Here is a 26,308-nt window from a genome sequence, read left to right on the forward strand (position 1 = left end):
TCAAAAATTAATGACGGAAATGTCTCATACCGGTCATTACCATCACCATATCGTGTTGTTTGCAGAATTCAATGGAGTCGTTGTCGCGAACGGAGCCGCCCGGCTGAATGATCGCCGTGATACCCTGTTCGTTGGCAATACGTACGCAATCATCAAACGGGAAGAAGGCATCAGAAGCCATCACCGCGCCTTTCAGCTCAAAGTTAAACTGTCCGGCTTTTTCAATCGCATGACGCAGGGCATCAATGCGGGAAGTCTGACCACAACCTTTACCTACCAGCTGCTTGTCTTTTACCAGGGCGATAGCGTTTGATTTCAGGTGCTTGCAAACGATGTTGGCAAATTCCAGGTCCGCCTTTTCTGCCGGTGTAGCCGGGTGCGCACCTACATCATTCCACTCTTTATAGTTACCGTTGTCACTATCCTGCAACAGTACCCCATTCAATACATTTTTGAACATGTATTTGCTCTTCACAGGTTGCTTTTGTTCCAGTAAGATACGGTTCTTCTTCGCTTGTAATACAACCAGTGCATCCGCATCAAATCCGGGCGCAATCAGTATTTCAAAGAATATTTCACTGATAGATTCCGCCGTGGTTTTGTCTACTGTTTTATTGCAAACCAGTACACCGCCAAAAGCACTTTCCTTATCACCTGCCAAAGCAGCATCCCAGGCTTCTTTCAGCGTAGAACGGGTAGCAATCCCGCAAACGTTGGTATGTTTGATCACCGCAAAAGTAGTGTCGGTAAACTCCTGGATCAGCTGACAGGCAGCATCTACATCTACCAGGTTGTTGAAAGACAGTTCCTTGCCATGGAGTTTGTTGAATATTTCGTTCAGGTTACCGTAGAAAACACCACGTTGGTGCGGGTTTTCGCCATAACGGTTTACCTGGCCTTCCGGAACAGAGAGCTGAAAATTAGCGCCCGGCTCATTATTCAGGAAGTATTGGGAAATGGCTACATCGTAGTGAGCGCATACTTCAAATGCTTTGGCAGCAAAGCTTCTGCGATCCTCTAAGGTAGTAGTACCCTTACTTTCCGTTAATACTTTTTCCAGGTCGGCATACTGATCTTTAGATGCAACGATCAGCACATCTTTAAAGTTCTTGCCGGCAGCGCGGATCAGGGATACCCCACCTATGTCTATCTTTTCAATGATGGTCTGTTCTTCACTGGTGCTCTTTACCGTTTCTTCAAACGGGTAGAGGTCAACGATCACGAGGTCTATTTCCGGGATCTGGTATTCCTTCAGCTGCTCCAGGTCCTGCGGATTTCCGCGCCGGGCGAGGATACCACCAAATACTTTAGGATGGAGGGTTTTAACGCGTCCGCCCAAAATGGAAGGATAAGCCGTGAGGTCTTCTACAGCCACGCAGGAAACACCCAATTCCTCAATAAATTTTTGTGTACCGCCGGTAGAATAGATGGTCACACCTTGTTCACCTAACTTTTTAACAATGTTCTCCAGGTTATCTTTATAGAAAACGGAGATCAATGCTGATTTAATTTGCTTTTGCATGAATGGAAAACATTAGAAATTAATAACATAGGCTCCCTGGTCTGGAACCGAAAAGCAGCGCAAAGTTAACGCGTAACAATCACTTTTCCATTGCCGGATCCTGCCGGGCGAATTAGAAGCGGCAAAAATGATGGTATTACAATCGTATAAATCTGTCAGCCGCCTGATGTTCAGCCTGGGATTGCGGGTAATTAAAATATAATCTGCAAAGAATTTTTTTCCGGGAGATCCTGCCGGCAACGCACTGTCTATAATCACCAGCTGTTTCCCCTGAAAACGGATATAATGCCCGTATTGTTGAAAAGTAGCCGGCTTCGCCGGATGTACACCCAGGAGCTGACGCGAAGCCAGCAGCTGTTGACCTATGGGTAACCGCCAAATGGTATCATCCCCTGCAAACTGCACCTGCTGCCCTTCCACAAAATCGATGGCCGTATAGGCGGGCACGTTGTAGATGATCATCTTTTTCTGCGCCCTGCACCCCATCACCCACCACACATGACCAGCCAGACAACACCAGCAGCCGATGAAAGCCAGCCACACGCCCTGCTTCCACCTGAGCAGCAGCCAAAGCGCCACACCGGCTATGAAAAGATATAAGAAAATCGTCTGACCAATACCCAGCGGAAGATCTTTGATCACCGCATAGGGCAAAGCTCCCAGCCACCCAACACTGTTGTTCATGGCCAGGATGAGATACTTGATGCCCAGTCCCACCCACTGCGCCAGTAAAGGGAAAGGCGCCAGGAACAGTAGTACAATTTCTGCATAGATCACTATTGTAGACAACGGCACTGCTATCAGGTTGGCCGGTATAAAGTAATTCGGAAACTGATGAAAATAAAAGATACTTACCGGTAGCGTGAGTAGCTGTGCAGCAAGTGATAACGCTGTCATTTGCCACAACAGGTCCAGCCATTTTTTATCGGACTGGAATTTTTTGTAGATAGGCTGATAAAACAACAGGATGCTGAGTACTGCCAGGTAGGAAAGCTGAAAACCCGCATCCATCAACAGGTAGGGGTCATAACACAACAGCAGGAAAGCAGAAGCCGCCAGGGTATTGTAAATACTGCTATGACGATTCAATACAAAACGTCCCAGGGTAATGCCCGTGAACATGACCGCAGAACGCAGTACAGACGCCGAAGCACCTGTCAGCAATGCAAAGCCCCATAAGATCAGTAACACGATCACCGCTTTTCCGATATCGGTAACCCGGTGGGCGGGCAGCCATTGCAGGAGCCATAACAATGTTCCATACAACAACGCCAGGTGCATACCGGAGATGGCAATGATGTGTACAATACCGGTGTTGCTGTAGCTTTGCACTACCTCTTTGTCAAGATCCTGCCGGTAGCCTATCAGCAACGCTTCTGCCATACCCGCCTCCGGGCCTTCGCCAATATATTTTTTCAGGTTTTCCAGGCAGTAATTTCTCGCCTGCAACAAAAAGCGGTTAATGATACCCGCATCCCGCCCCGGAAGCATGCAGTAATCTTCCGGCCGCAGAAAAAGCTGGTGATAGATCTGCCTGGTAGCACAGTACTGCCGGTAATCAAAAGAACCGGGGTTACCACTGTTTTTGATCAATGCGGGCTTTTTAGCCACCAATATCCGATCTCCATACACCAACCCCGCCGATATGGAATCCCTGCTAAAATACACCAGTAAGTGCCCTTTAACGGGCACTATATGTCCACCCTTAGACAAGGCTATCACTGTAGCGGTAGTTTTCAGGGAACGGGGCTTTTCTTCCAATGGCGCCGCTATACGCAGCAACAACCGGGAGCTGTTGTTCATAACAGGTGCGAAATATCCTTTCTGGTGGCGCAGATCAGCCGAATATAACAACAGGCTGCCGGCGCAAAACATCCCCGCAAATAACAGGATCCCTGCCAGATGAGCCTGCGCAAACCGGTACCGGACAGGCAGAAAGCGGAACAATAACCCACCAGCCATCATCAGGGTGATGACCGTAAGTAACATCACCAGTGAAAAAGAAAGATATAATTGTGCGGTAATGCCAGCCATTAAAGGCACTATCAAACGAAGAAAGGGCACACGCTTCCAGCGCGTGGATACAAACACGGATGATTCAAACTGCATGTGGGTTAACTTTTAAACAATCCTAAGTTAATAAATTACCCATAGTAACAATCGGATCAACCCGTTCAAAAAGCAGTTGCCGCAAGCTTCCCCTGATGCAGTTCCCAATTCAGCCGATGTGCTGCATGATGGCTTTACCGGTGATGGCGATTTCACGAAGAATTACGTAAATATATAAAGATCAGTTTATTTAATATTATAAATATTCGCATCTGTTATTGATTAGTTAACATCTTCTTTAAATATAATATTATTTGTAAAATGCATTACCGGTCACGCTATTTGTATCGAATCAAGATTCAATAGTCGTGTCTTTAATGGTTATTTTGAGGGAAAAGAAGGAGCCTGATATTTATCAGGCTCTGTTTATTTCAGGGATACCCCATTAAAAAATAAAAACGGAGTTGCAGGCAGTACCCACAACTCCGTTATTCGTAAAGTGTATTTTTATTTACTCAAATACATGCTCTTCTCCTTAAACAGCTGTCTGAAGTAAGGATCACGCAAATCTTTGATAAAGCGGATGGCTTCACCCGTTGATTTCATTTCAGGTCCGAGCTCCTTGTTCACACCAGGGAACTTATTGAAGGAAAATACCGGTTCCTTGATTGCAAAACCAGTCAGTTTCTTTTCAATTGTAAAGTCCTTCAGCTTATTGGCGCCGATCATCACTTTGGTAGCGATGTTCAGGTAAGGCACCTGGTAAGCCTTGGCGATGAATGGTGTGGTACGGGATGCACGTGGATTCGCTTCTATCACATATACATTTCCGTCTTTAATAGCGAATTGGATATTGATCAAACCACAGATATTCAGGGCGCGGGCAATCTTTTCAGCGTAGTATTCCATAGTGGTAACTTCAATCGGTGAAAGATTGAAAGCCGGCAGTAATGCATGGCTGTCTCCACTGTGAATACCGGCTGGTTCAATATGCTCCATAACACCCATTACATGGAAGTCAGTGCCATCAAAAATACCATCGATCTCTGCTTCCTGGCAACGATCCAGGAAGTGGTCGATCAATATTTTGTTGCCCGGCAAATGGCGCAGCAGGCTCAATACTGATTCTTCCAGTTCTTCCTCGTTGATCACGATACGCATACGTTGTCCGCCCAGTACATAAGAAGGACGCACCAATACCGGATAACCTACTTCTTTGGCAACTTCGATAGCATCGTCTGTATTATAGGCAGTGCCGTAATTTGGATAAGGAATACCCAGCTCTTTCAGCAGGTCGGAGAAACGACCGCGATCTTCTGCGATGTCCATGTTATCGAAAGATGTACCGATGATCTTCACACCTTTCTCTTCCAGGCGCTTGGCCAGTTTCAATGCTGTTTGTCCGCCCAGCTGTACAATCACCCCTTCTGGTTTTTCCAGCTCAATGATTTCCCACAGGTTTTCCCAGAACACCGGCTCGAAATAAAGTTTATCGGCCATGTCGAAATCAGTAGAAACCGTTTCCGGGTTACAGTTCACCATGATCGCTTCGTATCCGCAATCCTGGATAGCCTGTAATCCGTGTGTACAGCAGTAGTCAAACTCTATACCCTGGCCAATCCTATTAGGACCGGAACCCAGTACAATGATCTTTTTCTTATCTGTAACGATACTTTCGTTTTCTGTATCGAAGGTAGAATAGAAGTAAGGTGTTTTCGCTTCAAACTCCGCACTACAGGTATCTACCATTTTGAAGGTACGTCTGATGTTGAGTTCTTTACGTTTTGCATATACTTCATCTTCTTCGCAATCACCAAACAGGATAGACAACTGTGCATCTGAGAAGCCCATTTTCTTGGCATCTCTCAGCATATCAACCGGCACTGTTGCCAGGTCATATTCCAGGAGTTGTTTCTCCAGGTTTACGATATCCTGTATCTGGTGCAGGAACCAGCGGTCGATATAGGTAAGCTGATGAATATGTTTTACAGATACGCCCGCCATCAAAGCATCTTTGATACGGAAGATACGATCCCAGGTAGGACGTTTTAATTTCTCTACCAGTTGTTCGCTCTTCATCAATGACTTACCATAGTAACCCAAACCGAGTGCATCGTTTTCGAGGCTCTGGCAGGCCTTCTGCAAGGCTTCGGGGAAAGTACGGCCAATGGCCATTACTTCACCTACAGATTTCATCTGCAATCCTAATGTATCATCAGCACCCTTGAACTTATCGAAGTTCCAGCGTGGCATTTTTACGATCACATAATCTAATGCAGGTTCAAAGAAAGCAGAAGTTGTTTGGGTGATCTGATTTTCCAGCTCGTCCAATGTATAGCCTATGGCCAGTTTAGCTGCAATCTTAGCGATCGGGTAACCGGTAGCTTTGGATGCCAGCGCAGAAGAACGGCTTACACGCGGATTGATTTCAATCGCGATCAGTTCTTCATTTTCCGGGTTAAGGGAAAACTGTACGTTACAACCACCGGCAAAGTTGCCGAGATCCCGCATCATCATCATCGCTTTGTTACGCATGTCCTGGAAAGCGGTATCGCTCAGGGTCATGGCTGGCGCCACTGTGATGGAGTCTCCTGTATGGATCCCCATAGGGTCCAGGTTTTCTACTGTACAGATGATAACTACGTTATCATTCTTATCACGCAGCAGTTCCAGTTCGAATTCCTTCCATCCGAGTACGGCTTTTTCTACCAGTACTTCGTGAATGGGAGAAGCTTTCAAACCACGGTCCAGGGCTTCGTCCAGGTCATCTTTGCTGTGTACGAATCCACCGCCGGTACCACCCAGTGTAAAAGAAGGACGGATTACCAATGGAAATCCGATTTCCTGTGCAAACTCTTTTCCTTCCAGGAAGGAGTTGGCAGTTCTGGCAGGTGCCACAGGTATGCCCAGCTGAATCATCCACTGGCGGAACTGTTCGCGGTCTTCTGCTTTGTCAATGGCTTTAATGTCTACCCCAATCAGGCGTACATTATATTTCTCCCAGATTCCCAGCTCGTCTACTTCTTTACAAAGGTTCAGCGCAGTTTGGCCGCCCATAGTAGGTAATACGGCATCTATCTGGTTTTCTTCCAGGATCTGCTCAATGCTTTCCACCGTCAATGGAAGCAAATAAACCTTATCGGCCATCATTGGATCCGTCATGATGGTAGCCGGGTTGGAATTAATCAATATCACTTTTATCCCTTCTTCCCGCAGCGAACGTGCTGCCTGGGAACCGGAATAGTCGAATTCGCAAGCCTGACCAATAATAATGGGTCCAGAACCGATAATGAGTACAGATTTGATAGATGTGTCTTTTGGCATTTGTGTAATCTATTGAAAATGAAAAACCAAATTGATTTTAATGCCGTTTCAGGGAACAAAAAAATCGTGCGAAGTTACGGGATTTCAGTATTCCTTCCACAATTAATTTTTAAAAAGCATTCCTGAAACCCTGATATGATAAACTTTCTTAATGAAAAACAAGTGTTTGAAATGAAAAATTCAAACAAAAATATCTTCCTGCATCTGGTAAATTTTCAACATAAAAAATATCCGTTTGAAAAGGGTTAAATACACACCTTATTTCGCGTATAAATACGTTTCTTCATCTCCCTATATTATCCTAACTTTAATCTCCGTAGTAAAGGATATTGCACGAATACCCCAAAGAGACTGGCACAACAACCAAAGCCCTGCATACAGGGAAGATGCTTATCTGTTCTCTGAATACTTTTATAAACCCCCAAAAATTAATTGTCATGCGTACTGCTGAAGTTCATTACGGAACTGATGGTCATGTTGACCTCACTGTGCCCAAAGGCACCAAAATGGAAGATCTTAATAAACTACAGGCATTCGTTCACAAACAACTGGGCACTAAAATTAATCCCCGTGGTTGCCAGGCCTGCCTGTCGGGCGTACATTTCAACATCCGGGAGCAACTGGAAAATGTGATCCGGGTAGACCTGGACAAAATGGCTACTATCAAAGAAACAGGCAGCCTCGGTCACTAATCTCTTCCCACACCGTCCTACTCCGGAATAGCCTGGGCCGGGCGGTGCTTAAACCTTTCTTACATGCCACAAATTTTATCTCCGGCCACTGTAGGTCATCTTTATGATAAAACAATTCCTAAACTGGGAATAGGCCTGTTGTACAATCCATCCCTGGAATTTTACCTGGAAGCATATCCAGGCTACTGCGATTATGTGGAAATTATCCCCGACATGTTCTGGACAGACCATGGAAGCAACCACCCATCCAGGTTTGAAGAAATAGAGTCCTGGATAAAAGTACTCCACAAACTGGCGGCACAGTATCCGTTAACATCCCACAACATCTCTTATTCGCTGGGAAGCGCAGGCATCTTTGACAGTGCCTATCTGCAAAAAATGCAGGAATGGCATCAGCAGTTTAAATTTAAATGGCACAGCGATCATCTGTCGTTTGTAAAAGTACACAACGACCAACACCAGGACCACAACGCAGGACTGGCTGTTCCGGTACCCTATGATTACGAAGTACTGGATATGATTGCAGGGCGTATCAATGCTATCAAACGCAGTATAGACACGCCTTTCCTGGTAGAAAACAATGTTTATTTTATAGATCTTCCTGATCAGGAATTATCTGAAACCAGCTTCCTGAATGAACTCTCCAACGAAACCTCCTGCGGGCTGCTGCTGGACATTCATAATGTTTATACCAATGCTGTCAACCATGGCTTCGATCCCATGGATTTTATCAGGCAACTGGAACTGGATAAAGTAATTGAAATACATATCGCAGGCGGCAATGAGCTGGGTGGTATGTATACGGATTCCCATGCGGGCCCTTGTCCGCCGGCAGTATGGAGCTTACTCGAGTATACGTTACCGTTAGTTCCGAATTTATGCGGCATCACGTTCGAATTTCATGAGTCCTATTTTCATCTTATGCAATTTGACGGTATCACGCATGAATTAAACAAGGCCAGAAAAGCCTGGAACCATTATCATACCTGAAACACCTCAAACATATGTCACTGTTATCATTTCAGCAGGCACTCACTGATCTCATCGCCTCCCCGCAACTATGCGTAGCAGCGCGGCACAATCCTAACAGCACCTTCGCCCCGTACGACCTTACACTGATGGAGCGGATGCGGCTGCGAACAGCTGTATTTCAAAAAGGAATGTCTGTGAGCTGCACGTTATACCGGGTAAACAGGATCACGCCTATTTACACCATGCTGCCATATACCTGTTTGCTGCTGGGCCCACAACTGGTACCGCTGGCAGAAGAATTCTGGCAAACCTTCAACAGATCTGACCTGCAATTTAAAAAGGAGATTGAACTATTTGCCGCATTTCTCCAAGGGAAAATAAGGGACGAATCTATACAGCACCCTTACCTGCGGGAGATCCTGGCAATGGAAACTGCCATCAATGAATTGAAGTTTCTGCCCCGGGAAAAGTTGTTGCGGGAAGAAGATCACACCGGATCACTGCATCCGCTGATCAGGACCGTACCCTTTGATCATGAGCCGGAACCCTTGCTCTACGAGCTTTCCAACATGCAGGTACCGGCATTCATGGATAGTACGGGCAGCTATTTACTGGTGATAGATTACCGGGAAGAAGAAATGGTGTTCAGCACACTGCCTCAATTTGCAGAAGCAGTGGCGTTGAACGACCTATAATTTTATGCGGGCAGACATCACGGCAATGGCGGCCCCCATCAAGGCAATCATAGTAAAAGAAACGGCGAGACTGGTAGCCTGCGCAACAAATCCTATTAACGGCGGCCCGAATAAAAAACCGAGGTAACCGATAGTAGAAACCGTTGCCAGCGCCATTCCCGGCGATAATACCTTTGACTTTCCGGCAGCACTGTAGATAAGTGGCACTACCGCTGAAACACCGGCGCCCACCAGCATAAAGCCCAGTGTTGCACTAATGAAGTAAGGGAAAATTACTGCTATCATCAACCCCGTAGCGGTCAGGATACCACTGATCAGTAACATCTTTTTTACACCAAGCTTCGTTGTAATCTTGTCTGCCACAAAACGTCCTGCAGCCATCGTACTCATAAATGCGGCGTATCCTGCACCAGACAAGCCATCCCTTACCTGCACCACTCTTCTGAAATAGACCCCGCTCCAGTCAAACATAGTACCCTCGCAGATCATAGAGCACATGGCGATAATACCCAGTGTCAGCAAAAACATATCTGGCCGCGCAAACATAGGCTGGTTGGCCTGCAAATTGGTATCGTGCGGAACAATGCGCCGCATTGCCAGCAGGATGATTGTCCAGGCGATAGCCGTGATCAGCAGAAAATGATATACAATAGAGATGTGCAATCCGTTCATGGCAGTACCAATGGCAGCACCGGTAAAACCGGCCACGCTCCATAGTCCGTGAAAAGAGGCCATGATAGAGCGTCCGTACATGGCTTCCACCGCCACTGCCTGTGTATTCATCGCGATGTTGGTCAGATTACCGAAGAAGCCAAAAAACACGAGGATCATGATCAATTCCCAGGGTGCTGTAGCAAGCCCCAGTAGCGGCAACAAAGCCCCATAAGCCGTTGCCGCGATGATCAGCACCTGCTTACTGCCAAACCTGGATACCAGCATACCAGCCACCGGCAATGATATAATAGATCCTACCGGCAACGCCAGTAAAACACTACCCAAACCGGCATCATTCAATCCCAATGCCTGCTGTATATCAGGAATACGGGATGCCCAGCTGGCAAAACATAACCCTGAAAGAAAAAACAAAGCACTCACCGCTATCCGGGATATCCGGGCGTTTCTTTTATGAACAATGTCCACCGACAATTCCTGTAACATCTCTTTTTGAATAAAAATGATAGTAGTTAAATAACCTGTATCCCCAGGTCAACATATGGTTTAAGAGAAGGCAGATCCGGATTATCAGTAATGATGGTATCCAGTCCTGTAATTTCACATACTTTATATGGTTCGGCAGTGCCCATTTTATCGCTTGTAGCCAGTGCTATCGTTTTATTGGCCGATTCCACCATCACACTTTTTACATCCGCTTCGCCGAGGTCCAGCCCTGTTACACCCGCATCCGGATGCAGACTGCAAATACCCAGGAAACACAGATCCGCATGCACTTTCCGGAGCATATTGATCGTATCCATTCCGCCGGCTGTCTGCGAATCCTTGCCGATACGCCCACCGGTGAACACCACCTCTATAACGGGATGCTCTATGAGCTGCGCTACAATGGGAACACTATTTGTGACAACCGTAAGATGAAGATTTGGTGGGAAGAGTTGAACGAGTGTTAAGGTAGATGTACCCCCATCGATAATGATCGTTTGTCCGTCATGCAGGAATGACAACGCCTTGCGGGCAATATGTTTCTTATCATCTTCATGATAGCGGATACGCTCTTTAAAACTGTAGGGATTGGGAGAATGAGGAATAGCGCCGCCCCTGACTTTGATCAGTTGCCCGCTTTGTGCCAATACTTCCAGGTCGCGGCGCACCGTATCTTCCGATACCTGTAAGTCGCTGCTCAGTTCTGTTTGAAGTACTTTCTGATCCGTTTGCAGCTTTTTAAGGATATAATCCAGCCTTTCCTCTTTTAACATGCTTATGCTATTTTCTGCAATATTATGAAATAATTTGCAATAATTTGCGAGAAACAGCATAACTTTGCAATAAACAGCAAAATATGGCAAGAATAGCAATCGATATGGATAATGTAATGGCAGATATAACGCAGCATTATCTGAAATATTATGAAAACGAATATGGTGTAAGCATTGATCCGGCCACATTAAACGGACTTCCGGAAGGCAGTGCTTTCCCCGAAAAAGGTGCGGTCCGTCTTTTTTTAAATACCCCCGGTTTTTTCAGAACAGCGCCTGTAATGCCCGGCAGCCAGGAAGTAATTAAAGCATTAGCCGCGCAGCACGAGATCTTTATTGTATCTGCAGCGATGGAGTTTCCGCTCTCACTGGCTGAAAAGCTCGAGTGGCTGAATGAACACTTTCCTTTTATCAGCTGGCATAACATTGTATTCTGCGGCTCTAAAACCATTATTGACGCGGATTACATGATAGATGACTACGATAAGAACCTCCGGCATTTTAATGGGGAAAAATTATTGTTCACCGCTCCGCATAATACGAACCTGACAGATTACAAACGGGTAAATAATTGGGAAGAAGTAGCAGAAGTATTTGCACTGAAAGGAGTGGCAAATGTGTAACAGCGTGGAACATGGCAATTATAAACGGCATCAGGGCCTGTCTCAGGCCTTTTTGCCGTGTACCTGTTTCCGGAGCCCCGCCAGCTCCTTCTTCACCTGGATCACATCATCTTTTAGTGTGGCATAACTTTTAAGCAGGTGGTGGTGTTCTTCCAGTAACTTATAATATTTCTCCCGCAGCAACATCATTTCCTCACTGTCTGTTTGCCGCGCCTCCTGCACATTACCCGGATTCAGAAAAGCTTCCGTACTCATATCCAGCCCTTTTGCCACACGTTCCAGTTCGTCCGGTGAAAAGACTTCCTTCTCAAAAACATTATACATCGTGCGCCGGCTCATTCCCAGGCGCTCCGCCAGTTTACTTTTATTCAACCCTTTTTCCGCAATCAGGTTCTGAAGCCGGTCGCCATGGTGCAGGCTTTTATCCCCACTCATTTCCATCGCCCCATTCCATCTTACAAATTCATCAGGGGTAATTCCTATCAGGATACAGAAACGCTCCATGGTAGTGCGTTTCATATCACTTTTGCGTAAATGATAATGCGCGATCTGGTTGGTAAATCCGGCCATTTTGGCAAAATCAACGATTTTAATTTTCTTCTGCCTGAGTATCTGCTTTAACCGCTGACCCATGTGTATCAGACTCGATTGCATCTTTGTTCGTTTTTATTTTAGTCCTGTAAGCAAGCGCACTGCCCGTTATATTGTCGTATAATATAACAATAAATAATTCATTTCGTAAATAAAAATATCAAATTGAATAAAAATTTTTCGGGAGAAAACCGGGAGCAGAGATGCAGAACTAACGGTTACGAACACACGCAATGAAGATTTGATAACACTGATTACAATTTGATAATAGCAAATACAAATTGATAACGAATGTAAAAAGGCGAGTAATTGAAATGCAACTGGTAATTACAAAACGAATCACTAATAATTATAAATTCTGCAGCTACATCTAACAAAACCCTTTACCACAGCACGTTTCACAGGGTCATGATTTTTTTTATAAAAGTCAAAATTTCTGATTATAATTTGCATGATTATAAATACATTTGCTTATACACAAAATACATGCGCTATATGTTACAAAAACACAGTTTTGTTACCCTTTCTAATAACCAATAAATAAAAGCTGCTATGAGTAAAGAAACAGTAAACATGTTACTTGATATCCACGAAAGATTTTCTACGCTCTCCACCTCTTTCCGGGAGAAGGTATGTGAGGAATGTAGCTGGAGCATACCTACTTTTTATCGCAAAATGCGGGGAAGGGATAAACCCAATCCACATGAGAAAGGAAAAACTATTCCGGCACTCAGCAATGCAGAAAAACAGAAAATCATTCAGTTAATGGAGGAAGTGTATCTCACTACGGGGATATACATGGAAAAATACCGGAAGCTGTTCACTAAATGAATTCACTTCCCTTATCCAGTGTTTGAAAATATAGGCTGTAAAGAAAAGACTTCACCATAAAGCCTTCTGCTCCCGCTACGGGAACAGAAGGCTTTATTATTTTATCAAAAAAAAGCCGCTTTTATTGACCGGTTTCCGGCAAATATTGAAAAATAACCCGCTTTTAATATCGTTTCTTAGATTTTTTCTACCAAACCGTCTGGTTTTTCTTAAATTTAAAGCCCGTTAGGAAATGCTTATAATTAACCAATAAACAATTGATGGTGCTATGTCGTACCCATACCAGATCAGAACAATAGAAGAATATCAGGAAGCTTATCAGCAAAGTGTAGTTGACCCGGAAGGTTTCTGGGCAAATGTTGCCGACCATTTTTACTGGCGCCGTAAGTGGGATAAAGTATTGGACTGGAACTTTAAAGATCCGGAAATCAAATGGTTTACAGGCGGTAAGCTGAATATTACAGAAAACTGCCTTGACCGTCATCTCGGTACGCTGGGACACAAACCGGCTATTATCTGGGAACCCAACGATCCGGAAGAACACCACCGTATTATTACCTACCGCGACCTCTATAATAAAGTTTGCCAGTTTGCAAATGTGCTGAAGAATAATGGCGTAAAAAAAGGTGACCGTGTATGTATTTACATGGGCATGATCCCCGAACTCGCCATTTCTGTTCTCGCCTGTGCCCGCATAGGCGCCATCCACTCCGTAGTATTTGGCGGCTTCAGTGCCCAATCAATTGCCGACAGGATCCAGGATGCACAATGTAACCTCGTTATCACCTGCGATGGTGCATACCGTGGCAGCAAGGACATCCCCCTGAAATCTGTGATCGATGATGCCCTGATGGCATGCCCTTCCGTAAAAAAAGTAATCGTGTGCACCCGCACCCGCACCCCGGTAAGCATGCTGAAAGGAAGAGATGTGTGGTGGGAAGATGAAATTAAACAGGTGGAAACAATGGGCAACCCTCCCTGCCCTGCCGAAGAAATGGATGCGGAAGATATGCTCTTCATCCTGTATACTTCCGGCTCTACCGGCAAGCCAAAAGGCGTGGTACACACCTGTGGCGGCTATATGGTCTATGCCAACTATACTTTTGTAAACACCTTCCAGTACCAACCGGGCGAAGTTTACTTCTGTACGGCTGATATTGGCTGGATCACCGGCCATAGCTACATCGTATACGGCCCGCTCAGCGCAGGCGCCACCACTCTCATGTTTGAAGGCGTACCCACCTATCCGGATGCCGGCAGACTATGGGAAATCACTGACAAATTCCGTGTCAACACTTTATATACCGCACCAACAGCCATCCGCAGCTTAATGAGCTACGGCCTGGGACCTGTGAATCATAAGGACCTCAGCTCACTCAAAAAACTGGGCAGCGTAGGTGAACCCATCAACGAAGAAGCATGGCACTGGTTTAAAGATAATATCGGTAAAGGCAGATGCCCTATCGTAGATACCTGGTGGCAAACAGAAACCGGTGGCATCATGATCACCCCCCTGGCCGGTATCACCAAAGAAAAACCAGGATTCGCCACCCTTCCGTTACCAGGTGTACAACCTATGCTGGTTGATGAAAACGGTAAGGAAATAAAAGGTAACGGTGTAAATGGTAATCTCTGTATAAAATTCCCCTGGCCCGGCATGCTCCGCACCACTTACGGCGATCATGAACGTTTCCGTAATACCTATTTCTCCACCTACGAAAATCTCTATTTCACCGGAGATGGCTGTATGAGAGATGAAGAGGGCTACTACCGCATTACCGGCCGTGTAGATGATGTACTCAACGTAAGTGGTCACCGCATTGGTACCGCCGAAGTGGAAAATGCCATCAACATGCATGCTGGTGTGATAGAAAGCGCCGTGGTAGGATATCCACACGATATAAAAGGACAAGGGATCTATGCATATGTGATTCTGGAAAGACAGACACATGATTCAGAACTGAGTAAAAAAGACATTGCACAAACCGTAGCCCGTATCATCGGCCCCATTGCCAAACCGGATAAAATCCAGTTTGTAACTGGGTTGCCTAAAACACGTTCCGGCAAAATTATGCGCCGCATCCTGCGCAAAATAGCCGAAAACGATCTGGACAACGTAGGCGATACCTCTACGCTCCTGGATCCCGGAGTAGTGGACGAAATCAAGCGCGGAAAATTATAGTAGAAAATTAATCAGCACACCGATTAATTGATTAATCCTATTAGCCTGATGAGTAAAGATCGAAGCACGCTTCCTTCTCCGCTCGTCAGGCTACTTTTTTTACAATAAAAAAGCGCGCACCATCCGAGTGGAGCGCGCTCTTCACAGGATCTGACCCGCCTTATATATTGGAGTCATGGTGCAGCAGTGTTGTCTGCTGCGCCACTAGATGCCGGTGGGGCTATTTATTCTCCTGTAAACATACAACAACCTGCTGCCACAGGAAATCACCCTCATCTTCTTTCCACAAAAATCTTTCCTGTTTTTCAACGACGGATCACCACCGGTGTTCCTACTTTTATAACTTCATACAATTCATTTACATCCGCGTTCTTCATGCTGATGCAACCCAGCGTCCAGTTGATGCGGCCTTCCACATAACTGTCCCGGATACCGGCATTATACTCTACACCGTGAATACCAATCCCACCACCAATGGAAGCATTCCCCGACAATGCGCCTTTGGACTGTCGCTGATAAAACTTTTGCCAGGAATCCTCATTCGGATAATCAATCAGCAAAAACCGGCTCCAGCGATTGTCAAATCTTTTGCTAAGAATATGAAAAGTTCCTTCCGGTGTTCTACGATCCCCTTCAGACAACTTATCTGATTGATCCTTGTTTCCAAACACGACTTTATAAATTTTCCGTAAGGTTACATCTTCATACAAATACAAACGATAATCGCTTTTATCTATCAATAAAAATATTTTATCCGGATTAATGTTGGCAGAATTTAACCGGGCATTGTAAAGATCGTTACTGCGTACGAATCCGGATAATGGCAGTAACAGCAAAGCAATTACATACCAATAATAACGGCACTTCTCCATAGGGTGATTAAATATTTCTGATAACGCAGGAAGAGAATAATTTATTGCAACAACCGCTTACACAAAATGAAGTAAGGCAGCAAAGAAGTTTATAAAACCCTTTACTGCCTTACCTTACTTACGTATATATAAAACAATATACTAGTAACCGAAAATTTCTTCCATCGATAATTTTTTTACTTCTCCCATCTTTTTCAGATCATCCATGTTAACCTTCTTTTCAGAGGCAAGAATGCAATAAGTATATGGCTTGTTGGCCAGATATTCATCATGAAATTTCTTCACTTCATCGAAGTTCATTTTATCAATAGACGCGTATACTTCTTTGCGGATATCGGTATTCAGCCCGAGTTTTTGTGCGGCGAGATAACTGAAAATAATACCGTCGTTGGTAATACGTTCTGTTTCAATATCCTGTTTCATGGACTCTTTGGCTGTTGCCAGCAATTTATCGGAACGGGGAATATCATTCAGTAATTCATTCATTCCTTTTACGGCGTCGCCCATTTTATCTGCCTGACTGCCTACATAAGCTACGGTAGAATACCGTTCTCCTTTTTTATCAGGCGTTACATAGAAGGCATATGTAGAATAGGCCAGGGCTTTTGATTCGCGGATAGTTTGGAATACAATAGATCCCATTCCGCCACCAAAATAAGCATTAAACAGGGTGACAATACCGGTGTTAGCCGGATTATAGGTGTCTGAATTTCTCAACCAGTTTACTTCTGTCTGTACCATGTCGTAATCTGCAAAGAGTACCTGGTTTTTGGTCTGATCATCTTTTGTAAACTTCACGGCTGCCGGCGCTTCTTTAAAAGCAGCAGGCAGGGGATGCAGTCTTTTTACATCAGCCGCAACGCTTGCCAGTGGCTCAGGTCCGTAATAAATGATCGTATGTTTGTAAGCAGGCAGATCGTGCAACAACGTGGTGAGTTCACCAGGTGTAATTGCCTCCAGTTCGGCCTGGCTCATCTGATTGTTAAACGGATTTTTTGCACCATACATGGCATAGTTTACCACGCCTTTCATGATGGCGGCTTTATTCAGTTTACTGTCTGCACGCGCTTTCTGAATACGTCCTTTCAAGGCTGCCAGCGCCTCTTCGTTAGGCTTGCAATTGGCGATGATATGCTCAAAAAGAGACACTGCCTTGTCGAAATTTTCCTGCAGACCACTGATCATAATCGTTGTATTCTCATTGGCAGCAGACACGCTGAAGTTGCAGGCAATGTTGTAGAACTCTTTGCTGATCTCTTCAGAGGTATATTTATCCGTACTCAGGAACTGTAGATATTGTGCAGCCAGTGCCAGCTCTTTATTGTTCCAGCTGCCCATATCAAAACGGTAGTACAAGCGGAACAGGCCATTGTCTTTATTCTGCACATACATGATGTTGGTATTACCAACGGGAGCAGTCTGAATATCTTTTTCATAATCCAGCCATTGCGGTTTTACAGGCGTAGCCGGCATCTCAGATATCTTCTGCAGGAAGGCAGACTGTGCATCCCTGTTTACTTCTACCGGGGTAATATTGGGTTTCTCTACTTTCTGTATATTCTTGTCTTCCCCTTTACGTTTGTATATCAGTGCATAATTATCATTGAGATATTTATTGGCGTAATCCACGATCTGTTGCTTCGTTACTTTACCCATATCATCTACATAAGCTACATCATAAGCCCAGTTCTGTCCCCTGCTTTTAATGAAGCCATCCATCATGGAAGTAGCCCGGTTGTTATTGCTTTCCAGCCCCTGCAATTCCGCCAGTTTTGCGTTATTGACAATTGCCTTCACCAGCGATTCATCGAACGCTCCTTTTTTCAGGATTTCCAGCTGGCCCAGCAGCAAGGCTTTCACCTCTTCCAGCGTTTGGCCCTGTTTGGCTTTTCCGGAGAGGGCGAGGATGGAATAATCTTTCAGGCTTAACACACTGGCATCTGCACTCAATGCTTTCTGCTGTTTATTGATGTTTAGATCAAGCAGTCCTGCTTTTCCGTTGTGCAGGATGCTGGACAATACTCCCAGTATAATATTGGACCGGGTATCCAGCGCACCAGGCATTCTGAAACCCATGTCAATGCTTTCTGCATCAGGGCCCAGCACTTCTTTTATTACAGGCGCTTTAATAGGTGCTTCCGGAGCCGGTTTGTATTCCTTTACCGGCTTCGCCTTCATATAACTGAATTGCTTGTCGATGGTCCGGATCACGTAGTCCGGGTCAAAATCCCCGGCCATTACTACAGCCATATTGTTGGGTACATAGTATTCATTATAGAAAGCGCGGATGGCCTTCAGGTTGGGGTTTTTCAGGTGCTCTACCGTACCTATGGTAGACTGCTGGCCGTAGTTGTGTGTTGGAAATAAAGCGGCGAGCATGGCTTCATATACTTTACGGTTGTCGTTGTCGAGGCCACGGTTCTTTTCTTCATATACCGCTTCCAGTTCCGTATGGAAAAGGCGGAATACCGGGTCCCTGAAGCGTTCTGCCTGAACAGCCAGGTATTTATCGATGGCATTGGAAGGAATATCTTCTTCATAAATAGTTTCTTCCACCCAGGTGTGGGCATTGGTACCTTGCGCGCCCATGCCGGTCATCAATTTATCGTATTCATTCGCGATGGCGTATCTGGCAGCAATGCCGGAAATACTATCGATGGTATGATACACTGATTTACGTGCCGCCGGATCAGTGGTTTTATTGTACCGGTCGTACAGGTTATCAATCTGATCGATATACGGCTTTTCTTTTGCCCAATTCAGTGATCCATATTGCTGGGTGCCTTTAAAGAGCAGGTGTTCCAGGTAGTGGGCCAGCCCTGTATGATCTTTAGGATCATTGTCACTACCGGCGCGGGTGCCGATCAGTGTTTGAATACGGGGCTCTTTTTTATTCACACTGAGGATAACGGTCAGTCCGTTTTTCAGGGTATAAAAACGGGCTTTCATGGGGTCGTTGTCGATATACTTGTAACTATAACCTCCGGAAGTAGCTTCTTTCCATTGGTATTTACCTTGGGCTCCTGCCATTTGCAGTGTACATGCAAACAGGAGTAGTAATACGGCTCTTTTAAGCAGATTCATAAGAAGATAATGTTGTTGGGTTTAAGAATTTGTAACCAAATATAAATGGAAGTGTAAAATTATGGATATTTAAAAGGAAGAAATCGATAAATGGTACAGGAGCCAGGTTACAACCGATTGTACGAAGAAGAGAGCGGGAAATGGGGGTTCCGCAAAAGGGATTGATTATCAGGGGGTAAGCGTACTCATGAGCAAGCCAGGTCTTTTCACTACTACAAAATCATAGCGGGAAGAATCTTTTACGGGGATGAAACCGGAGCGTTTTTTCTTTAGGCGCGTAGTTTTACTGCGGGTAACGGCTACAACGGGGATCATAATGTTAGTTACGGTGGCAGGGGTCATATTTTGTTGCAGGGCACTGGCGGGTACGAATGCTACAGCTGCTGGCACCACATCCACCGGTAACTGTTGCTGGTTTTCACCAAAGCTGGCGTCTGAATTCACGCCAAGTAATCGTTTATCAAAGGAATGCACCCATGCAATACAAGCAATACATACTATCAGTGCGACAAAAGAACGCATAAATACAATTTAGGATCTGGTCAAAAAACTTAAAATCCGTTTAGCCTCAATCCGATGGAGAATGGATATTGTTGTAATCCATAATCATGCAAAGGCGTAAGGGCAAAGTTGCCGTACAGCTTAACCGGTCCATAGCCCAGTTCGCTGGTAAGTCCAAAACGCCATTTGTTAAGATTGAAGTCGTCGGTTTTTCTCACTTTGCCTCTCTCTTCACTTATTTGTTTAGTCCGGGATTTGAGCAGGTAACCACCAGAGACACCGAAGCTCGCCTGAAACGCGCGGCTCGGGCGGGCGGGGTTAGAATTAAAATTAAGCATTACCGGTATGGATATATATTCGGCAAAAAGCTTGTTCTTAGAAAACTCTACTGAATCCCTGATTATCCTGGTAGGATATCCCGGTTGGTAAGTAATGTTCCGGGCATACCTGAAATTATTCATTTCCAATCCTAAAGCATATAACAAGTTAAGTTTGTGTTTTGTTATATTGAGTCGCTGCTCAAACAGCCAAATATTAAAATTGATCGATTTTCCGGTGATGAGTTTAAATTCTGATGGTGTTAAAGGCTCACTTCCTTCCCGGGGAGCAAAAGTAGCAAGTCCGGTGGCGGAATAGTCGTATGCTCTGCTGGCAGGTGCTGCCCCGTTATAGAAATTAGTGGTATTAGGATAGTATGACAAAAAGCTTGCCCCATTATATTCGCTGCGGTCAATAAAGTTATTAAAGCCCAGATCGAAGATAAACCATTTAGTTTGCAGGTTCCTTTTCAGTTTGTTGCGCGCATAGGCTGTATCGTTATAAAACTTATAACTGGTACGTCCTTTATCATTTTTCCCTTTGATGATAATCAATCCTTTGATCTGTATTGTATCCGGGGTAGCCGGAGCTACCTGGGAGGTGCTGGCTTTTTGCGCATGAGCCCATACTACACTTAATACCAATAACAAACAGAGTAAAAATTTATGCTTCATATGCTTTTACCATAATTTTATTTATTCCTTTTACGGGAGAAAAACTTAGCAACATTGGTCACTTTATCCAGAATTTTGCTGTCGCTTCCACTTACAGACATGATCAGTTCTCCTTTAACCGTCGCCTGTTCAGGCGCAGCGGCAGGTTTACTCACTGCTGTTTTTATATTTGTACTAGCTGCCAGCAAGGCTTCATTACCTGTACCTGTGTTAACATTGCTATTATTAATAGTGTTGGTAGCTACGATTGTTTCGGTTTGCTGCAGGTGCTTTTCCACTACTTCATCGGAAGTATTGCGCGGAGAAGGCAACTGTGAAATAACGGGGGCATCTGTTCTGGCAGGTTGTACAACCGTTGCAACAGCAGGTGCCTGCTGCACTTTAACCGTCTGTACCGGTGCGGCTATTTTCTTTACAGGGGTATTAACCGTTTTCTTTTCAGCACTGACTGTATTCTTTGCTACAGCCGGTTGCCCCATTTCGGGGAGTACAGCAACGCTGGCGGGCGCAGCTGGGGGTGTAGCAACGGTCCTGTTTACAGTACCGGCCACTACAGGGGGGTGATCGGGTGCCGAAGATGGCATCCATACAATTACACCGGCAAGCATAGCGGCAGCGGCAGCGCACCACCAGATACCAGGATAGATACGTGCCGGCTTACGTTGGTTGCTGCGGTAAAGCGTTGTTTTATGTTCAAAAACAAGATTGTGGTCAGGTTGCAACTTTGCAGCCTGCAACAAAGCCAGTTCTTTTTGTGCTTCGGGATGTTGTTGCAGCCAACCTAGCAGCCGCTGCGCGTCTTCATCAGACAATTCTCCATCTACATAGTCCAGCAGCAATAACTCATAGCTGTTATCCGCGGGGGCTTCCAGCTGATATAGAGCGGCCTTGTTATCAAATACGATCTTTTCATCCGGCACCATACGGGTTCCTTCCAGCAATTCCAGCTCCTGCCTGATTTGCGGATGCTTTTGCAGGAAAAGTTCCAGCGCAGCCACTTCTTCCCCGTTCAGCTCACTATCTATGTAGCTAAGCAGGAAGGACTCGTAATTTGATATGTTGATATCTACCGACAAAAATTTTATTTATTATTAATATGATAATTATATAACGTTCTCCATCTTTACAAGATAATTTTTCAGATGAAGCCTTGCCCGGTGCAGGTATACCTTAACCTGGGAAGGGGTCAGCTCCATGATCTCTCCTATTTCTTCATAGCTGTAGCCTTCATAATCTTTCAGTAAAACCAGCGACCGTTGTACTTCACTTAGCTTTGACAAGGCTTTTTCGATCACTTCCCTGGCATTATTTACCTTATGCTCTGAAATCCGTGCTTCATCTTTAAACTGGTCTACCAGTGTAATCCGCTTTACCTTACGCACATGGTCTATCATATTGTGGTATGCAACTGTAAACAGGTATGACTTTGCCTTTTCAAAAGGCACATCCTGACAGTGCTTCCACAATATTTCGAATGAGTTCTGTACTACGTCTCTCGCATCTTCCGCATTATCAAGATTCTTAACAATGAAGCGGAATATATTGTCCGAATACAGATCCACACATTTATTGTACTCCTTTTCCGTCATTCCGGTGGTGCGGGATTTTAGTGCTAAGTTCCGACATTTACTTTAATACCCATCATGGACAAAATCCAACCTTAGCCGCAATCCACTGAAATCAGCATCTTTTTTCGCATACACCTGGCAGGAACAGTTTCTTTTAAACTGAGCATCAACCCTTTATTCAATACATCCTTTCCTCATCTCTTTATAAAGGTCAATTTATCAGTTTTCCACTACATGGTATCTATAATCGTGATAGTATTATGACGGAGGGCAGTTGCTAAATGTTACACCTGGGTCAAACTTTTTACTTCCCTGGCCGTTACTGGTTTATACGACACATAATCGTAATACATTTATTGCCATAACTTTGATTACGTGATTTTAAATATTGCATGTATATGAATGAAAAGTTTACGGCCCGTTTACGGGAAGAACTGGACGACATCAACAAAGCCGGCCTTTACAAGAGAGAACGCATCATCACATCTGAACAGGGAGCTGAAATACAGGTCGGAGGTAAAACAGTTATAAACTTTTGTGCGAATAACTACCTGGGACTATCTTCTCATCCTGCCGTGGTAAAAGCCGCGAAAGACGCCATAGACAGGCATGGTTATGGCATGAGCAGTGTACGCTTCATTTGCGGTACACAGGATATTCACCGGGAACTGGAAGAAAAGATCTCCAAATTCCTGGGTACGGAAGAAACTATTTTGTACGTGGCAGCCTTCGACGCCAATGGTGGCGTATTTGAGCCATTATTCGGCGAGCAGGATGCCATCATTTCCGATGCCCTGAACCACGCCTCCATTATTGATGGCGTACGGTTGTGCAAAGCACAGCGTTTCCGCTATGAGCATAATAATATGGCCGACCTGGAAGCAAAACTACAGGAAGCCAAAGACTGCCGCAACCGCATCATCGTTACTGATGGCTCCTTCAGCATGGATGGCACTATTGCCCAGCTGGACAAAATCTGTGACCTGGCCGATAAATACGATGCCATCGTGATGTCTGACGAAAGCCACTCTTCCGGCTTTTTGGGCAAAACCGGTCGTGGCACCCACGAATATTGCGGTGTAATGGGCCGGGTAGATATTATTACCGGTACACTGGGGAAAGCCCTGGGAGGCGCTTCCGGCGGTTTCACCAGCGGACCTAAAGCAGTAATCGACATCCTGCGCCAACGCAGCCGTCCTTATTTATTCTCCAACTCCGTAGCCCCCAGTATCGTAGGTGCCTCCATCGCTGTACTGGATATGCTCAGCGAAACAACCGCCCTCCGTGACAAACTGGAATACAATACCCGGTATTTCCGCACCAAAATGACGGAAGCCGGTTTCGATATCAAACCCGGTGACCACCCGATAGTACCCGTCATGCTATACGATGCGGTGCTGAGTCAGCAGGTAGCTGAAAAACTGCTCGAAGAAGGTATTTATGTGATTGGGTTCTTCTTCCCTGTAGTAGCGAAAGGCCAGGCCCGTATCCGCGTGCAGCTCAGCGCCGCACACGAACAGGAACACCTGGACAAAGCCATTGCCGCATTCATTAAAGTGGGAAAGGAACTGGGCATATTGACCACCAGGATTTAAGGATTAAGGGATTAAAAAGAATTGAACTTTTGTTCTATGAAACGATTAAAAAGGTTGGTGAGATAAAAGCGAATACTACTCTTTTATCTCACCAATCTTTTTTTATAAACAACAAAAGTTCAATCCTTTTTAATCCCTTAATCCTTAAATCCTGGTCAAATGCTGGTTACTTTGACTACTTTTGCAGCTGATTATTTATTAAATTTTATGCTGATGAAACGGTTTGGCTGGATGTTAATAGCTATAGGCGTTTGCCTCGCTGCCTGTGCTCCCAATAACGTTAAAGAAGAAAAAGACTGGGAAAAATACTTTACCCAATACAAGGTAGAAGGCACTTTTATGTTATTTAATAACGCGCAGGGCGAGTTCAAGGTGTATAACCTGGAAAGGGCCAAGCAGCGTTTTCTGCCTGCATCTACCTTCAAAATCTTTAATTCGCTGGTGGGTCTTCAAACCGGCATCATCAGAGATACCAGCATGGTTATTCCATGGGATAGCGTTACCCGCGAGTTTCCGGAATGGAACCAGGATCTGAGCATGCAACAAGCCTTTAAACTGTCTGCTGTACCTTATTACCAGGAAATAGCGCGGAGGATTGGTCAGCCAACCATGCAGCTGTGGCTCGATTCCGTAAAATACGGCAATATGAAGATCAGCAGAATTGATACTTTCTGGCTGGATAACTCTCTTCTCATCTCCCCCGATGAAGAACTTGGCTTTGTGAAAAAACTTTATTTCAATCAGCTGCCATTCGCAAAAACCAATATGCAAACGGTTCGGGAAGTGATGCTGATGGAAAAAACGCCCAAGTACGAATTGTCTTATAAAACAGGCTGGGACTACAAGGACACAAAGAAAATTGGCTGGATCGTAGGCTGGATCGAGGAAAACAGGCATCCTTCTTTTTTTGTACTCAATATCGAAACAGAAGACCCCAACTTCGACATGCCTAAAAACCGCATGGCCATTCTCCGGAGCATCCTGACAGAAGCAGGGTACTTCCAGGGGAAAATGTAAATATTTACGAATTTATGAATTTACGAATGTAGGTATTTGAAATGCAGCGGAGATGTAAGCGTATATGGTTATCTGCGCTGCATTTCAAATATCTAAATCTCAAAATCTCAAAATTCGTAAATATTCAAAAAATGGTTAAAGAAAACCTAAACCCCTACTTCCCCTCTTGTAATACGTGACAAAAAAATTATTTTTGACACATTACCTGGTTTACTACCGGTAATGATTGCTTAAACTCAGATATGTTACGTTTTCAGCATAGTGAATATTTATGGGCGCTGGCCTTATTGCTGGTATTGCAGCTTGCCTTCCTGGGTATATCCTGGTGGAAGCGCCGTTCTATCCGCCGTATTGGCGACCCCGTTCTGGTGGAGAAGCTGTTTACCGGCTATTCCCGGAAACTGTTTGTACTAAAGTTCCTGCTCATCTTCCTGACATTCTTTTTTGGCGTGATCGGACTGGCTAACCTTCAGAAAGGCAGCCGCATGGAAAAGATTACCCGCAAAGGTGTAGATGTAATGATTGCACTGGATGTAAGCAAAAGTATGCTGGCCACAGATATACAACCAGACCGGCTTACCCGCGCCAAACAACTGATCAGTAAGCTGATGGACAAGCTGGATAATGACCGTATAGGCCTGGTAGTATTTGCCGGCAACGCTTATCTGCAAATGCCGCTGACAGTAGATTATTCCGCTGCCAAAATGTATCTCAGCACGATATCTCCTGATATGATCCCCACACAAGGAACCGCTATCGGTCAGGCGATCCAGGTGAGTGACGATGCTTTCAATAAAAAAGAACGCAAACATAAAGCCCTCATCCTCATCTCAGATGGAGAAGATCATGATGAAACTGCCTTACAGAAAACCAAAGCCGCCTTCGAAAACGGCGTGGTTTCCAACACAATAGGTATTGGTTCCGTTGCCGGATCTCCCCTGCCAGACCCGGAATCAGGCGGATATAAAAAAGACCGGCAAGGAAATACTGTCATCTCCAAACTCAATGAAAACGAGCTAAAAAACATTGCTGCCGCCGGTAAAGGTATTTACCAACATCTCGATAACAATACGGATGATGTAGTGAATACCTTGGTAAATAAAATAGACAGCATGGAGCAGAAAGAGTTTGGTGAAAATGTATTTACCGATTATAACAGCTATTTTCAATATTTCCTGGGCGTAAGCCTGGCATTGCTGCTGATAGAGTTTTTTATTCCGGAAGTGCGCCACAAACGCGTTAAGCCGGGAACACAGCCAGCATAATT

The 26,308-nt window shown here is 44.9% G+C and carries 21 protein-coding genes; 9 read left to right on the forward strand and 12 right to left on the reverse strand.

Translation table 11 applies throughout. From position 1 onward, the window contains the following. Window positions 1-7: 7 nt before the first annotated feature. From purH to carB, 3 genes are all read right to left on the reverse strand, one after another. Window positions 8-1,522 carry a bifunctional phosphoribosylaminoimidazolecarboxamide formyltransferase/IMP cyclohydrolase gene (gene purH / locus ABQ275_RS22930; RefSeq protein WP_349315469.1) on the reverse strand — a complete coding sequence of 505 codons (1,515 nt, stop codon included), beginning with the start codon at window positions 1,520-1,522 and terminating at the stop codon, window positions 8-10. A gap of 12 nt (window positions 1,523-1,534) precedes the next feature. Continuing rightward, a complete protein-coding gene (locus ABQ275_RS22935; protein ID WP_349315470.1) occupies window positions 1,535-3,631 on the reverse strand; it encodes a ComEC/Rec2 family competence protein in 2,097 nt (698 codons plus the stop codon). A gap of 447 nt (window positions 3,632-4,078) precedes the next feature. Then, the gene (gene carB, locus ABQ275_RS22940; protein WP_349315471.1) at window positions 4,079-6,895 is read right to left on the reverse strand and encodes a carbamoyl-phosphate synthase large subunit; all 2,817 of its coding nucleotides are present in this window, start codon (window positions 6,893-6,895) and stop codon (window positions 4,079-4,081) included. A 437-nt stretch (window positions 6,896-7,332) separates the two neighbouring features. Between carB and ABQ275_RS22945 the strand changes: the two genes are divergently transcribed. The 3 genes from ABQ275_RS22945 to ABQ275_RS22955 all read left to right on the forward strand — a co-directional run bounded on the left by ABQ275_RS22945 (window position 7,333) and on the right by ABQ275_RS22955 (window position 9,254). After that, on the forward strand, window positions 7,333-7,587 hold the full coding sequence (locus tag ABQ275_RS22945; RefSeq protein WP_349315472.1) for a hypothetical protein: 255 nt from the start codon (window positions 7,333-7,335) through the stop codon (window positions 7,585-7,587). Between the two features lie 63 nt (window positions 7,588-7,650). Beyond that, window positions 7,651-8,577, forward strand: coding sequence for a DUF692 family multinuclear iron-containing protein (locus tag ABQ275_RS22950; protein ID WP_349315473.1), 927 nt, complete (start codon window positions 7,651-7,653; stop codon window positions 8,575-8,577). A gap of 14 nt (window positions 8,578-8,591) precedes the next feature. Then, window positions 8,592-9,254 (forward strand): hypothetical protein, encoded by a 663-nt coding sequence (locus ABQ275_RS22955; protein ID WP_349315474.1) that lies wholly within the window; start codon window positions 8,592-8,594, stop codon window positions 9,252-9,254. On the opposite strand, the gene ABQ275_RS22960 is transcribed toward ABQ275_RS22955, so the two are convergent. Together ABQ275_RS22960 and ABQ275_RS22965 are read right to left on the reverse strand one after the other, a co-directional pair. Beyond that, window positions 9,249-10,412 carry an MFS transporter gene (locus tag ABQ275_RS22960; RefSeq protein ID WP_349315475.1) on the reverse strand — a complete coding sequence of 388 codons (1,164 nt, stop codon included), beginning with the start codon at window positions 10,410-10,412 and terminating at the stop codon, window positions 9,249-9,251. The two genes, ABQ275_RS22955 and ABQ275_RS22960, sit on opposite strands and share 6 nt — an antisense overlap. Before the next feature lie 26 nt (window positions 10,413-10,438). Then, complete coding sequence (locus ABQ275_RS22965; protein WP_349315476.1) at window positions 10,439-11,185, reverse strand: DeoR/GlpR family DNA-binding transcription regulator; 747 nt, start codon at window positions 11,183-11,185, stop codon at window positions 10,439-10,441. Window positions 11,186-11,268: 83 nt separating this feature from the next. Here ABQ275_RS22965 and ABQ275_RS22970 point away from each other — a divergent pair, with 83 nt between their 5' ends. Then, window positions 11,269-11,808 (forward strand): 5' nucleotidase, NT5C type, encoded by a 540-nt coding sequence (locus ABQ275_RS22970; protein WP_349315477.1) that lies wholly within the window; start codon window positions 11,269-11,271, stop codon window positions 11,806-11,808. A 42-nt stretch (window positions 11,809-11,850) separates the two neighbouring features. Here the strand turns inward: ABQ275_RS22970 and ABQ275_RS22975 are convergent, their stop codons facing one another. Continuing rightward, on the reverse strand, window positions 11,851-12,462 hold the full coding sequence (locus ABQ275_RS22975) for a helix-turn-helix transcriptional regulator (protein WP_349315478.1): 612 nt from the start codon (window positions 12,460-12,462) through the stop codon (window positions 11,851-11,853). 489 nt (window positions 12,463-12,951) lie between these two features. Here ABQ275_RS22975 and ABQ275_RS22980 point away from each other — a divergent pair, with 489 nt between their 5' ends. Next, window positions 12,952-13,230, forward strand: a complete 279-nt coding sequence (locus ABQ275_RS22980; RefSeq protein ID WP_349315479.1) for a hypothetical protein — start codon at window positions 12,952-12,954, stop codon at window positions 13,228-13,230. A 268-nt stretch (window positions 13,231-13,498) separates the two neighbouring features. Continuing rightward, window positions 13,499-15,412, forward strand: a complete 1,914-nt coding sequence (acs, locus tag ABQ275_RS22985) for an acetate--CoA ligase (RefSeq protein WP_349315480.1) — start codon at window positions 13,499-13,501, stop codon at window positions 15,410-15,412. Between the two features lie 305 nt (window positions 15,413-15,717). Here the strand turns inward: acs and ABQ275_RS22990 are convergent, their stop codons facing one another. From ABQ275_RS22990 to ABQ275_RS23015, 6 genes are all read right to left on the reverse strand, one after another. Continuing rightward, window positions 15,718-16,284 (reverse strand): L,D-transpeptidase, encoded by a 567-nt coding sequence (locus tag ABQ275_RS22990; protein ID WP_349315481.1) that lies wholly within the window; start codon window positions 16,282-16,284, stop codon window positions 15,718-15,720. A 141-nt stretch (window positions 16,285-16,425) separates the two neighbouring features. Then, the gene (locus ABQ275_RS22995) at window positions 16,426-19,368 is read right to left on the reverse strand and encodes an insulinase family protein (RefSeq protein ID WP_349315482.1); all 2,943 of its coding nucleotides are present in this window, start codon (window positions 19,366-19,368) and stop codon (window positions 16,426-16,428) included. Between the two features lie 168 nt (window positions 19,369-19,536). After that, window positions 19,537-19,890, reverse strand: coding sequence for a hypothetical protein (locus ABQ275_RS23000; RefSeq protein ID WP_349315483.1), 354 nt, complete (start codon window positions 19,888-19,890; stop codon window positions 19,537-19,539). Between the two features lie 29 nt (window positions 19,891-19,919). Then, window positions 19,920-20,861, reverse strand: a complete 942-nt coding sequence (locus tag ABQ275_RS23005) for an outer membrane beta-barrel protein (protein WP_349315484.1) — start codon at window positions 20,859-20,861, stop codon at window positions 19,920-19,922. A 17-nt stretch (window positions 20,862-20,878) separates the two neighbouring features. Next, a complete protein-coding gene (locus tag ABQ275_RS23010) occupies window positions 20,879-21,937 on the reverse strand; it encodes a hypothetical protein (protein ID WP_349315485.1) in 1,059 nt (352 codons plus the stop codon). A gap of 27 nt (window positions 21,938-21,964) precedes the next feature. Next, window positions 21,965-22,450, reverse strand: a complete 486-nt coding sequence (locus tag ABQ275_RS23015; RefSeq protein WP_349315486.1) for an RNA polymerase sigma factor — start codon at window positions 22,448-22,450, stop codon at window positions 21,965-21,967. A 371-nt stretch (window positions 22,451-22,821) separates the two neighbouring features. On the opposite strand from ABQ275_RS23015, the gene kbl reads away from it, so the two are divergent. The 3 genes from kbl (at window position 22,822) to ABQ275_RS23030 (ending at window position 26,306) form a co-directional block, all read left to right on the forward strand. Continuing rightward, a complete protein-coding gene (gene kbl / locus ABQ275_RS23020; RefSeq protein ID WP_349315487.1) occupies window positions 22,822-24,024 on the forward strand; it encodes a glycine C-acetyltransferase in 1,203 nt (400 codons plus the stop codon). Window positions 24,025-24,183: 159 nt separating this feature from the next. Beyond that, window positions 24,184-25,041 (forward strand): class D beta-lactamase, encoded by an 858-nt coding sequence (gene blaOXA, locus ABQ275_RS23025; RefSeq protein ID WP_349315488.1) that lies wholly within the window; start codon window positions 24,184-24,186, stop codon window positions 25,039-25,041. A gap of 242 nt (window positions 25,042-25,283) precedes the next feature. Beyond that, a complete protein-coding gene (locus ABQ275_RS23030) occupies window positions 25,284-26,306 on the forward strand; it encodes a VWA domain-containing protein (RefSeq protein WP_349315489.1) in 1,023 nt (340 codons plus the stop codon). Window positions 26,307-26,308: the final 2 nt, after the last annotated feature.

The organism is Chitinophaga sp. MM2321, assembly GCF_964033635.1.
Lineage (GTDB): Bacteria > Bacteroidota > Bacteroidia > Chitinophagales > Chitinophagaceae > Chitinophaga.

Coding starts and splice junctions, on each gene's coding strand:
- purH (WP_349315469.1), bottom strand. CDS start 1,522: ATGCAAAAGCAAATTAAATCAGCATTGATCTCCGTTTTCTATAAAGAT.
- ABQ275_RS22935 (WP_349315470.1), bottom strand. CDS start 3,631: ATGCAGTTTGAATCATCCGTGTTTGTATCCACGCGCTGGAAGCGTGTG.
- carB (WP_349315471.1), bottom strand. CDS start 6,895: ATGCCAAAAGACACATCTATCAAATCTGTACTCATTATCGGTTCTGGA.
- ABQ275_RS22945 (WP_349315472.1), top strand. CDS start 7,333: ATGCGTACTGCTGAAGTTCATTACGGAACTGATGGTCATGTTGACCTC.
- ABQ275_RS22950 (WP_349315473.1), top strand. CDS start 7,651: ATGCCACAAATTTTATCTCCGGCCACTGTAGGTCATCTTTATGATAAA.
- ABQ275_RS22955 (WP_349315474.1), top strand. CDS start 8,592: ATGTCACTGTTATCATTTCAGCAGGCACTCACTGATCTCATCGCCTCC.
- ABQ275_RS22960 (WP_349315475.1), bottom strand. CDS start 10,412: ATGTTACAGGAATTGTCGGTGGACATTGTTCATAAAAGAAACGCCCGG.
- ABQ275_RS22965 (WP_349315476.1), bottom strand. CDS start 11,185: ATGTTAAAAGAGGAAAGGCTGGATTATATCCTTAAAAAGCTGCAAACG.
- ABQ275_RS22970 (WP_349315477.1), top strand. CDS start 11,269: ATGGCAAGAATAGCAATCGATATGGATAATGTAATGGCAGATATAACG.
- ABQ275_RS22975 (WP_349315478.1), bottom strand. CDS start 12,462: ATGCAATCGAGTCTGATACACATGGGTCAGCGGTTAAAGCAGATACTC.
- ABQ275_RS22980 (WP_349315479.1), top strand. CDS start 12,952: ATGAGTAAAGAAACAGTAAACATGTTACTTGATATCCACGAAAGATTT.
- acs (WP_349315480.1), top strand. CDS start 13,499: ATGTCGTACCCATACCAGATCAGAACAATAGAAGAATATCAGGAAGCT.
- ABQ275_RS22990 (WP_349315481.1), bottom strand. CDS start 16,284: ATGGAGAAGTGCCGTTATTATTGGTATGTAATTGCTTTGCTGTTACTG.
- ABQ275_RS22995 (WP_349315482.1), bottom strand. CDS start 19,368: ATGAATCTGCTTAAAAGAGCCGTATTACTACTCCTGTTTGCATGTACA.
- ABQ275_RS23000 (WP_349315483.1), bottom strand. CDS start 19,890: ATGCGTTCTTTTGTCGCACTGATAGTATGTATTGCTTGTATTGCATGG.
- ABQ275_RS23005 (WP_349315484.1), bottom strand. CDS start 20,861: ATGAAGCATAAATTTTTACTCTGTTTGTTATTGGTATTAAGTGTAGTA.
- ABQ275_RS23015 (WP_349315486.1), bottom strand. CDS start 22,450: ATGACGGAAAAGGAGTACAATAAATGTGTGGATCTGTATTCGGACAAT.
- kbl (WP_349315487.1), top strand. CDS start 22,822: ATGTATATGAATGAAAAGTTTACGGCCCGTTTACGGGAAGAACTGGAC.
- blaOXA (WP_349315488.1), top strand. CDS start 24,184: ATGCTGGTTACTTTGACTACTTTTGCAGCTGATTATTTATTAAATTTT.
- ABQ275_RS23030 (WP_349315489.1), top strand. CDS start 25,284: ATGTTACGTTTTCAGCATAGTGAATATTTATGGGCGCTGGCCTTATTG.